We start from the raw sequence: 12193 nt of genomic DNA on the forward strand, positions 1-12193 counted from the left end.
CTAGCTAATGGTTATTTGAAAATCCTCTATCTTGAACAAAAAGTGTGCTTTGACGCTCTAATGTTGGGCATTGTCATTATAGTTTCGTGAGCAAAAGCAAAAAACAACACTGAATTGAGAACCAAATCACACCGCTTAATACAAAAGGAGAATAGCAAGCGCTTTCCTAATAAAAAAGCTAAATGTGGTCGGTTATTGTAGGTAAGCTTCTGATATAGAGTTTTAAAAAATGATACGGAAAGTTCACCATTTGCAAAAGTTACATCGCGGTATGACTGCCTACCTATCCTTCCAGTGACCTATAATAAAATATCGTCTATTCATTACATTTCACGTAATTTTCTCATTTTTCACTCTTATTCAACACCAGAATAAAACACTAAAACATCCAATAAATTACAAACAAACAACAACTATTTTTTACACATACAAAATTAATCAATACATTGACGGCGATCATTCTTCACCAATCAATGTCACGCCACAATATGCATCCTGTTCTAATTACAAGGATTTATCATGTCTGATCCAACTGCTCCAGAACGTAAAGTCACCATAGGAAGTTACTTGGCTCTTGCGTTTGCCATCGTTTTCTTTTCTGGTTTATTACAATCCAACGAATGGTATGGTGTTTTCGACTTTACGACGCTTAATGGCTCGTTTGGTCAAGTGGCCCATTCTGTTAGCGAAACCTCCGATGGTGTCGTTGAAGCGGCTAAAACCACCTTCCGTGGTGTTGGCGGAAGCGGCGCCCGCGATGGCTTTATTTTCGCATTAACGCTTATTCCAACAGTGATGTTTGCCTTAGGTATGATCAACGTGTTAGAGCATTACGGTGCACTAGACGCTGCTCGTAAGCTACTTTCTCCGCTTCTTCGCCCTTTAATGGGTATTCCTGGTAACTCAGGGCTAGCGCTCATTGCGTCGTTACAAAGTACGGATGCTGGTGCGGCGATGACTCGTCAACTTAAAGATGAAGGCCACCTGACCAAACGTGAAACCGACGTGTTTACCATGTTCCAATTCACAGCAGGCGCCGCCATTGTTAACTTTTTCTCTTCTGGCGCTGTATTGTTTACCCTGACTATGATGGATGGCTCTCTAGCCGTAACATCATCGATAGGACTCGCGGTCGCCGTAATGTTCCTATTTAAGTTTGTTGGTGCAAACCTATTCCGCCTTTACCTCAACATTACAGAAGGCAAGGAAGACAAAAACCAAAATGACAACGACACAGCAACGAAGCAGGAGATGGCATAATGAGTGAAGTAAAAGCTAAAAAGCCAATGGTAACGGACATCTTTGTAGAAGGCGCAAAGAAGGGCTGGGTCATCGCAACAACTTCAACGGTCCCTAATGTGTTGATGGCGTTTGTTATCATCAAAGCACTGCAAATCACTGGCGCACTTGGCGCTATGGGCGTGCTATTTTCGCCAATCATGGCGGTCTTTGGTTTACCTGGTGAATCGGCTGCTGTACTAATAGGCGCATGGATGTCGATGGGTGGCGCGGTTGGCGTGGTCATCACGTTATTTGACCAAGGTATTCTTAATGGTACGCACATTGCTATTCTAGCGCCTGCCATTTACCTAATGGGCTCACAGATTCAATATATGGGTCGTATCATGGGCCCTATAGGCACTGAAGGCCGCTATATTCCAGTGATGATTGCCATCTCTGTACTGAATGCTTTTGGCGCCATGTTCCTAATGAACATCCTAGTTTAGCCCTTAGTAGGCATAAACTTCGTATAGAACGGCCTTTCGAGGCCGTTTTTTTTTGAGTAAGACTTATCAAGACTCAATTTGTAGGTATACTCCCCTACCTAATTAAATAGAGGAATTCTGTTGTGGCAAATGATATGTCTGTGATTATTGGTCTCGTTAACCCAAAAAGTCCAACCAACGTCGGTGCGGTAATGCGCGCTGCGGGTTGCTATCAAGCGTCGGAGGTTCGTTATAGTGGCGAGCGCTTCGATAAAGCCGCAAAGTTTCAAACTGATACTCAAAACATAAACAAAACGATTCCTCTTGTCGGAACCGAAGATCTACTCGGCTCCTTGCCTGAAGACATGAAAATTGTTTGTGTCGAGCTCGTGGTAGGGGCAACGCCATTACCCGACTTCGTCCACCCTGAAAAAGCGATCTCATATCTTTGGTCCGGAAGACAACTCCATTCCAAAGAAAATCGTGAAGCAAGCTGATGAAGTCGTTTATGTACCAACGATTGGCTGCATGAACCTTGCGGCAACAACCAATGTTCTACTCTACGACCGATTGGCGAAATCAGCGCAAGAGATTAATCACGATGAACTCATCAAAAGCAGCCGAGACAAAAATAATCACCTCAAAGTCTAACTGCTCAACTGGCTTTATATTTATAGCGGCCTTACCTGGCATGAAACAAACTAGCCGTAAATCAAAGCGGGCTAGTTTGTTTCATCACGTAATGAACGGCAAAGGCTAACGACACTTAAACTGCGCCACTTGTCCGCTAAGCTGTTCTACTCGCGCAGTCACTTCATCTGTAACGCTATTGGCATCGCGAGATTGTTGCGCGACCATTTTTAGTGCTTCGTTGATTTCATTAACCAATGTTGAAATAGACTGTGTCGCAGAGGCTTGTTGCTCAGCCGTTGCCGCCAACGTACTCATTTGATCGTTGACGTTCTCCACTTGTTCCGCCGTCGATTTGATTCGCGAGGCTGCTTTATTCGTATGCGCGACGGCCTCTCCAGCAATGGTGGTTCCAATGCCTATTTGTTCAACCACTTTACCGGTGGATGACTGAATAGCCTGAATGATGCTATTAATCTCGCTGGTCGATTCTGTTGTGCGACTGGCAAGCATGCGTACTTCATCAGCAACCACTGCAAAGCCTCGTCCTTGCTCTCCCGCTCTCGCAGCTTCAATTGCCGCATTGAGTGCCAGTAAATTAGTCTGCTCAGCCAGCCCTTCTATAACATCTGTCACTTTACTGATTGCTTGGCTCTCTTGACGAAGTGTCTCGACAAGTGCTGCCGTGGTTTCAATCGCTTCTGCTAACAATGTCATGCTTTCTTGGTTGGCCTTTAATGCCACCTCTCCACTTTGCAGTTCCGCTTTGGAGTCAAATAACGTCGACGACGACGCCTGAACTTGATGTGCGGTTTGCTCTGCACCCACAGCCACTTCTGATAACGAATGACCAATTTCATCAACATGTTGAGATTGGCGCTCCATTCTCTGCAGTCCATCTCGGCTTGATTGCATTAGTTGCGCCATGCCGCCTTGAACCGACACGGCGTTCTCCGTGACGCCACCCACTAAATCTGCCAATGATTGGTTCATCGAATTCACTGAACGTGTGAGGTCTGCAAGTTCATCGCTTCCTGTAATCACCAACGCAGGATTGGATACATCACCTGAGGCGATTTGCTGTGCTCTGTTCGCTAGCGTTTTGATACGCGCGCCGATATGATGCCCCATCACACTCGACACCACGAAAGCACTCAACAATGCAGCCCCACAACTACTCAGAAGAATGACAACAACCATAGTGATACTTGTTGCTATGCTCTCTTCGGTTTTCGCAGCATTGGCTTGCTGCTGAGAAACAATGGTATTAAGGGAGATTTGCATTGCGTCGACAGCAGGCACAAGCGAAGAAGACATCAGGTAACTTGCACGGTTCCAATCTGCCGATTGGCGAATTTGAATAACTTGCTCTGCCAGCGGAAAGTAAAGCTGCTTCATTTCGTTGAACAGTGACCACAAACTTTGATCGCTTGAGCTTAATAATGACGTTTTACTGGCAATTTCGTCGACAACTTGTCGATGATATTTCATTAAGTCATGGTATTTATCTAAATAATCTTGTTGACCATATTGCAAGTAGTCTCGCAGAGCCGCAAGTGCGTTCGCTAACGACGTATAGCCATCGGCATAAAGCTTAAACAAGCGTTTACGCTCTCCTCCCTCGGTTCTACCGGCTTCATCGTTAATCAGACCTTGTAGCTGATCTAATGCAACTTCAGCAATAGGGGCGGCTTCATTGATAAACATAGAGTGAGCGGGAAGATTGTCATCTGTATGGCTGAGGGTCACAATTTCTTGAGCAGTCAGTTTAATGTTCGACCAAGCAGTATCTAAGTCATGATACTGACTCGATGAAATCAGTGACTCCAGACTAATCAGTTGAATGTCGGTGGTGTCAAACGCCTCAAACACCTTTTCCTGACCGAGTTCTTTACCATTATCTGAGTCGTTTAATAGCATGTACCCGCGAAGCACAGAGACCGTCGATTGAAGGGATTGCCCCACCTGACGACTTGCATCAACCGTTGGCAAATCATATTGCAGCAAAGATTGCGTGTGGTCTTGCACTTGAATAACACTTCGATAAACCAATAGCGAAGAGACGATAAACAGTACACCAAGCGCTAGAAAACCCATTCTAAGCTTACCCGATATCGAGAACTTCATCCTTAATCCTTTTATAAATCCCTTATTATCTCGGTACTATATCGACAAATATAACAAAATCTATACATTTTCATTATGATTCTTGAATCGTGTTATTTAACCGTTCTCATTGTGTTCAGAATAAACAATGAGAACGCTGCCGTTCTCATTGTTATCAGGTAACGTTACGCTTTACTGACAATACGCAGCAAGCTTACCCGCTTCAACTAACGCTTTGTCCCACACGAACTCATTGTTATCACTCACATAGTAATAAATAACATCGTTGGGTAGCATCACAAACTGAATGCCTCCATACCCAGACATGTAGGGAACGTAGTCTTCACAGCCACCCGATAGCACTTTTCGTTTGGACCACATACTATTACTGTAATATTTACTATCCGCTCTAACGTCGAGTGGTGGCGAGGTTGGATCAGCAAACATTGCTATCTCTAGTTCCGCAGGATCCAACATTGGCTGACCATTAATATATCCCCTATCGATACTGGTAAATTTTGTAATCTTAACGATATCATCACGCAAGTAAGTTAAACCATAGCCGCCGAAAGGCATCGATTCAGAATCGTAGGTTCTACGGGTATCCTGAGTGCCAAGATCGACATTAAGTGGTTTCCAAATATCGGTAACGATAATGTCAGCAAAAACATCAGCGGTTGCACCACGCTCGTTTCTTACGAAGTTTTGTGCGGCGACCGTAGCGATATAGGTATCTGTCGTATGGTAGTTAAAAAAGGTACCCGGTTGCGCTTTTCGTGGATAACGACTTAGGGAATAATCCAATTTTCCTGCATGATCTAATACTAAGAAAAAGCCCGTATCATTCGCGGTTGAATATTCGTCACTTAAATACCCTGATGACAAACGGTAGTTTCCTGTTGCCATATCGATCGCATTATTGGGCGTCACATCATTCCAGTCATCTTCTGGGTCTAAAGCCGCTTGTGGGATTAACTCCGTGAGCTGGCTGTCCATATAGCCCGGATAAAGTAATTCAAGACGCATTGATGCCGTTCCAGCAAGGGTCGTTTTCGCTGTCGAATACGAAGGCACTCTTAAACGCTCGCAATAAGGATGACTTCCTTGCCTTGTATCACAGCCACTGGTGTAGTGAACCCCTTCGGCAAAAACACCAAAGAATGTCATATGTTCAGGTGTCACTTCTGAAGCATGACCAAAATTCGCAACCTCAATATTGGCCGATGGGAAATCAACGGCCAACTCTTGTATGGGCTTACTTGGAATTTTGCTTGATTCATAAGATTGATGCGCTTGCTTAATTTCCAAGCTATTTGAGATGACACTTGGTATATACGTGGCATCGACACTTCCCCACATGTCGAACTGATAGTACAGACACGTTTCCGAAGCGATCTGATAGGCCACATCACTCATGGTATTATCATCATACGTGAATGTCATAAGACCGTTATGCACACAGTTCGAGTTTTTCTGCATCAAAGCAAAAGGAATAGAGGCGCGAGACTTACCATTGTCCCCCTCTTCTTTCCACACTCGACCCGGTTCAAGAATATATTCCCAATACGCGTGTGAGTTAAGCAAAAGACCACGCTGCACGGGTACAAGGTGTGTACCGGTTTGAACAAATTCATAATCAAAGTCTGGGATGTGCTTTCTTGGATCATCAGCATTCGACGTATAGCGATAAGTATCTTTGTGTTCGCTAAATTGCCCTACGCCCGCACTACCTGGGTTATTCAACGTAATTCGTCCCTCAAAATGATGTGCAGGCTGCGCAGCCTGTGCCGGAATCGCAAATGCTTCTGTGGACACTCGCTGTGTGATTGTTCCCGCGTTAAGGTCTTCATACGTTAATTCGGTTCTAGAATACTGACCGCTGCCATTCAATGGATCGTAATTTTCGATGTAACCTTGTCCATGCTCCTCTATCCCATTGCCCAACAGCGCAATCGTTGCTTGAGGGGTATCTGGGTCATTAGATTGTATGGACAACGTGGCATTGTGTCCCCCTATTGACTGAGGGCTATAGGAAACCGTGATGTCGCACGAACCACTTTGTGGAAGTTCACTATTGCTGCAAGTGTCAGTCACAATAGCAAAGTCACCAGTCAACGTTGACATTGTTGTTATCGAGAGAGGTTGCTGACCCGTATTCTCAACCGACAATACGCGCTCCGCGCCGTTACCCATAATTACCGAACCAAATGACACAGAATCTGGCACAACAATATTGGGTTCTAGTATCATGGGAACACTGTCACCTTGAATCAGTACATTTTCAACATAACAGTGGTCAGCACCGCCAGTTTGCGCTCGAAAGCGTACAATTACGTGGTCATTACCGTCATCAATAGACTGACTATGAGCGTAAAAGTTACCATTATCTTGACCATTTCCAAGAACAGACATGGTGACAAAGTTTACGCCTCCGTTAATAGAGTATTCTGCGTAACAGTAATCACTATTTTCCAATAACCTTGATGCCAACGAATACTCAACAGTCACCCCCAACGACCCAGATAAATCAATAGTCTTTGATAGCTGACCGGTTTCTTTAAAATACGCTGATGACCCAGACAAACTGTAATTTGAGGCGGTTGTAACATTCCCCGAAATATCCCATTGCGCTAATCCCGAATCAAAGTCATCTGAGAAAATAATCTCTGAATAAACGGGTTGAGATAATATCCCTCCAATAATTAGAGGGATAAGTGACGAAAGTTTCATTCTATTCTCCATATACAAATTAATTTTGATATCCTGAGAACTCAGACAACCGACAACATTTAAGGCTAACACTTCAGGTGATTTAGAAGTTGTGGCACCACTTAGCAGCCACACTGCTCCCCTTAGACACTAAGGAATAAAGGCATTACTTTAATTAAAGCAGTTAAATTACGAGCGATGAGTTTCCTGTCTTCCAATCCTGAGGGACACGACATCAGAAGAAGTACTGCATCGCCCGTACCCATAATGGCGAACCCTCAAGTTAACTATCAAACACTAATTCATTACCTTATTTGGCAACCATAGTACTAACTCGGGAAACATCATACATATTATCAGTACAACTAATTGCACTAAAATAAACGGCGTGACAGAACGATAAATATCCATCATGGTTACCCCATTCGGCGCAATCCCTTTAAGATAAAAAAGCGCAAAGCCATAAGGTGGTGTTTGTACTGCCACTACAATATTTAAAATCATGAGAACACCGAACCAAATAGGGTCATATCCAAGTGTTACTGCGACAGGAGTGAATATTGGCGCGCACATTAATACAATAATGAACTCATCGATAATAAACCCAAGAAATAGCATTATCAGCTGAAACATAATAATGATCATAATTGGCGGTAAATCAATGCTAGTTGCAAAGTTAGACACCATATTTTGTACTCCCATCAGTAGATGGAAGTTACTAAATATCGACGCACCTAAAATTATCCACATCGCGACACTCACTAACAGCGCGGTTTGCACACCTGCTTTATGCATCATTTGTGGTTTAAAACGTTTAAACAGTATCGCTAGAATGATCGCCCCAACGACACCAATTGCCCCCGATTCGGTTGGGGTAGCAATTCCCATAATGATACTACCCAACACAGCAACAATGAGAACTAATGAAGACAACCCGTCTCGTATGGTTCTAAACAACTCAAACCCTTTTGGCACTTCAATATCATTTTCAGTATCGAGTGGCGCTCGGCTCGGGTTTAATTTACAACTAATCACTACGTAAGCGATCAGTAATGTGATCGTGATAAGTGCGGGCACCATTGCGGCTAAAAACATCCTACCCACTGAATTTTGCGTAGCGGCAGCAAACATGATCATTGGAATACTCGGCGGGATCAGAATACCCAGCGAACCACCAGCCATGATAACCCCTAGCGCCAGTTTTTTATCGTATCCCCTATCAAGCATCGGCTTTAACGCGATACTGCTTGACGTCATAATTCCTGCACCGATAATTCCCACCATGGCACCAATCATCGAACATACGCCAATAACACTGATTGCAAGCGACCCTCTGACTCTCCCGATGAGAAGTTGGCTAGCATTAAACATGGCATCACCAATACCTGAGCGAGTCAGTAATTGCCCCATGTAAATATACAAAGGGATCGCAAGCAAAATAAAACTAAAAAATGTCGACTCAACCGTGGTAGGAATAATATTGAACAACGCGTCTCCCCACGTCATATACCCTATACCCATCGCAATGCCAGCAAGCGCTAGTCCTACCTGTGCTCCCAACGCAAACATGACTAGAATGCAACTAAGCAACACCAGTGTTAATACTTCAATTCCCACGAGATTCCCCTACGATAATACTGTCTGATATTGGGTGAGTTTTGCTTTGTGAGTCAGCATATTCAGCATCCCCCGTCACGTCGGGTTCAGTAATATTAGCTTTCTTTGTATCAGCGTTGTCGGGCTGATGCTGAGCCGCATGCAAATGATCCACATAGGCACTAGGAATAAGTTCACGTTTTGTTATCAATGCAAAAAGATGACAAATAAACTGTACGGAATATTCAGCTATAAAAATCACTGCAGCCACTGCCATCATGAGCCAAAAATGGTCCACCCGCGGCGCCCATTCAGTTTGACGTTTGAAACCGTATTGATACGTCTCGAGGAATTTTTCAAAACATAGTTTTGCCATTACGATGAGAAAACCGACCGCAAGAATGATGGTAATGAGGCTAAAACAATGTCGAACAAATACAGGCACTTTTAAATAAAGAATATCAACATTAATATGTGACTGCTTTTGTTGTGCATAAGCCCCTCCCAATGCAGAGATATAGCCAAACAAGAACAGAGAAGTATCATAAGCCCATATTGTTGGCGAATTTAATACATATCGGGCAAACACTTCAAATGCCACAACGCCCGCCAAAACAGGCATAAAGAAAGACACCGTACGGCCAATGGCCCACACGATGTAACGTACACTTCGGCAATAAACCACCAATAACTTTTCTAACATCTCAACCTCCTAGAAAAGAAAAAAGGCGGAGCATTGTGCACCACCTTTTTCAGTCACGCTTCTACAGACTTTCTAACTGTTCGACTAACTGTTTCGAGTATTTATCTTGGTTGGCATACTCTTTTGCTAGTGATTGACCCGCATTTTTCCACGCCGCCGTATCCGCTTCTGAAGGTTGCGGGCTCCATTTCAGTCCCTTGCCTTCCATTTCTGTTACGGCTTGAGATTCCCACAAAATTGACTTAGTCATTTGTTCTTGTGCGTGAATCGTTGTTGCCGCTTTTACGATTGCTTGAAGATCTTCAGGCAATTTATTGTATTCCTTTGTATTGACGACAATAGGAAGTACCTGCGCGCCAGCCAATGGCAATGGATACATGAATTTAGCCACTTCTACATGATTACCATCACGGTGATCAATCATATTCGACCCAATAGAGGCATCAATAACGCCTGTCGCTAATGAGGTGTATATCTCACTCCATGACAAGGTGACAGGTGAAGCACCTAAATTACGTAAGAATTTGCCATAAGCACCGGGCGCACGAATTTTCATGCCTTTAAAGTCTTCAATCGACTTAATCTCTGTTTTTGAAATAATATAAACCGCAGGTTGAATATACGGGTCAAGCCATGTCATTCCTTGCGAACCATAAGCCGCCTTTAACGTGTCTGACCAGCCTTTTTCATGGAACAATGTACTTAATTTACCAACATCTGCAGTGCCACCAGGCAAACCAATTTCAACCACACCAGCGGGGAGTTCACCCGCATGCATTGACTGGAATGGCGCCCCCATCGTTACTAAACCAGACTTAACGGAAGACAAAATACCACTTGTTCCCACACCTTCGCCTGAATACAAAACTTGAACTTCAATTCGTCCATTCGACATCGTTTCAATATTCTTTGCTAGATTTTCATATACCTCTCCATACGCCGTGCCGCGTCCGTAAAGGTTAGCAAATCGCCAGTTATGTTCAGCGGCATAACTGGCGGCTGAGGCGGCTAGTGACGTAACACCGATCGCAGTTGCAAGTAGGCTACTCAGTAGTTTTTTTCCATTACTGTTCGACATTTTTCTTCCCCGTTCCATGTGCTGATTGCAATTAACATTCATCCGATATGTTGCGTAAATGTTTCAATAATCAATATAGAAGTCTGAAATAATTGGTGTTAGAACCAGTTGCCGACTTCATGTGGTACCAGCTACAAACCGTTGGTACCATAAGAAACGCGCATCTGGCACTAAAAATCCCCGCCAACTATTCCTACTCTTATTGCATTCAGGTCAATACATGGAATCAGTGAATGGAACATATAATTAACAAATCATTACTTGCAGCATGCTGTGAACCCAGCGACCACGCTATATCGGTTTACAACCCCGCCACTCAAGAGCGCCTGACACATATCCCGTCAATCTCCGCCGAAATGCTACTTGATGACATAGAGCGCTCAAAGATTGCTCAGAAGCAATGGGCAGCGACGACGGCATCCGAACGCGCAAAGGTGCTCAAACGCTGGTATGACCTAATTATTGAAAACAGTGACGACCTCGCCAGAATAATGACATTGGAACAAGGTAAACCGTTAACGGAAGCGAAAGGAGAAGTCATGTATGGCGCTTCATTTGTCCAATGGTTTGCCGAAGAAGCAAAACGCACGTACGGAGAAACAATCCCAAGCCCAGCGGGCAACAAACGTACCATGACTATCAAGCAACCCGTCGGTGTCGCGGCAGCAATCACGCCATGGAATTTCCCTATTGCGATGATTACACGTAAAGCCGCACCCGCACTCGCCGCAGGTTGCAGCTTTATCGTAAAACCAGCAAACCAAACGCCACTGTCCGCATACGCTATTGCCGAACTAGCCTATCAAGCGGGACTCCCCCGAGAACTGCTGATCGTGGTCAACAATCATTCTTCGGTAATGATTGGCGATATTTTATGCAGTCATGCCGACATCAAAAAACTGTCATTTACCGGGTCAACAGAAGTTGGAAGACACCTCATTAAGCAAACTTCACAAACGGTAAAAAGAACATCCATGGAGCTTGGAGGTAACGCCCCCTTTATTGTTTTTGAAGATGCGGATATTGATGCAGCTGTCCAAGGTGCACTGGCATCTAAATTTCGCAATGCCTACCAAACCTGTGTCTGCGCCAACCTAGCTATATGTTCACAGCAAGATACATGATGAGTTTGTAACTAAGTTAACCGACGCTGTAAGCCATTTGAAAGTGGGGAATGGGCTCGATGACGGCGTGTCCATAGGTCCCCTCATCGACCAAAACGCCAAAAATAATGTACTCAAAATCATTCAAAGGGCCATAGAGCAAGGTGCACATTTGAGCCAAGGTGGTACGTCGTTGCAGGGACAATTTATGGATCCAGCCATTCTGACTGGCGTCACTTCGCAGATGGATATCGTTCAAGAAGAAATATTTGGGCCAGTTGCACCCGTTATTGCATTCGAAGATGAAGACGACCTTATTATCCAAGCCAATGACACCATCTACGGTTTAGCAAGTTATTTCTACACCAGTAACCTCAACCGAGCTTTTCGTGTCGCAGAAGCACTTGAATATGGCATGGTTGGGATTAATGAAGGCATCATTTCAACCGAAGTAGCCCCATTTGGTGGCGTCAAGCAATCTGGCTTTGGTCGAGAAGGTGCCAAGCAAGGTATTGATGAGTACATGAGTGTTAAATATATTTGCCTTGGAGGGCTATAGCAC

Annotated in this window: 7 protein-coding genes and 2 pseudogenes; 4 read left to right on the forward strand and 5 right to left on the reverse strand. The window is 44.2% G+C overall.

All coding sequences use genetic code 11. The annotated features are described in order from the left end of the window. Positions 1-519: 519 nt before the first annotated feature. The 3 genes and pseudogenes from AC0L66_RS25425 to AC0L66_RS25435 all read left to right on the forward strand — a co-directional run bounded on the left by AC0L66_RS25425 (position 520) and on the right by AC0L66_RS25435 (position 2357). Positions 520-1260, forward strand: coding sequence for a nucleoside recognition domain-containing protein (locus tag AC0L66_RS25425; RefSeq protein WP_473570013.1), 741 nt, complete (start codon positions 520-522; stop codon positions 1258-1260). Beyond that, complete coding sequence (locus AC0L66_RS25430; protein ID WP_265674953.1) at positions 1260-1727, forward strand: YjiG family protein; 468 nt, start codon at positions 1260-1262, stop codon at positions 1725-1727. The genes AC0L66_RS25425 and AC0L66_RS25430 overlap by 1 nt, the downstream gene beginning before the upstream one ends. 134 nt (positions 1728-1861) lie before the next feature. Further along, positions 1862-2357: pseudogene (locus AC0L66_RS25435) on the forward strand (RNA methyltransferase). Positions 2358-2462: 105 nt separating this feature from the next. Here AC0L66_RS25435 and AC0L66_RS25440 read toward each other — a convergent pair. From AC0L66_RS25440 to AC0L66_RS25460, 5 genes are all read right to left on the reverse strand, one after another. Next, a complete protein-coding gene (locus tag AC0L66_RS25440) occupies positions 2463-4463 on the reverse strand; it encodes a methyl-accepting chemotaxis protein (protein ID WP_473570014.1) in 2001 nt (666 codons plus the stop codon). Positions 4464-4634: 171 nt separating this feature from the next. Continuing rightward, the gene (locus tag AC0L66_RS25445; RefSeq protein WP_473570016.1) at positions 4635-7172 is read right to left on the reverse strand and encodes a choice-of-anchor D domain-containing protein; all 2538 of its coding nucleotides are present in this window, start codon (positions 7170-7172) and stop codon (positions 4635-4637) included. Between the two features lie 276 nt (positions 7173-7448). Continuing rightward, a complete protein-coding gene (locus AC0L66_RS25450; RefSeq protein ID WP_265674956.1) occupies positions 7449-8768 on the reverse strand; it encodes a TRAP transporter large permease in 1320 nt (439 codons plus the stop codon). Beyond that, on the reverse strand, positions 8758-9450 hold the full coding sequence (locus AC0L66_RS25455; RefSeq protein WP_265674957.1) for a TRAP transporter small permease subunit: 693 nt from the start codon (positions 9448-9450) through the stop codon (positions 8758-8760). The genes AC0L66_RS25450 and AC0L66_RS25455 overlap by 11 nt, the downstream gene beginning before the upstream one ends. Before the next feature lie 61 nt (positions 9451-9511). Next, positions 9512-10528, reverse strand: coding sequence for a TRAP transporter substrate-binding protein (locus AC0L66_RS25460; RefSeq protein ID WP_265674958.1), 1017 nt, complete (start codon positions 10526-10528; stop codon positions 9512-9514). Positions 10529-10761: 233 nt separating this feature from the next. On the opposite strand from AC0L66_RS25460, the pseudogene AC0L66_RS25465 reads away from it, so the two are divergent. Continuing rightward, a pseudogene (locus AC0L66_RS25465) lies at positions 10762-12190 on the forward strand (NAD-dependent succinate-semialdehyde dehydrogenase). The last annotated feature ends 3 nt before the right edge of the window (positions 12191-12193 follow it).

Source organism: Vibrio sp. GJ43-1, from assembly GCF_055808835.1.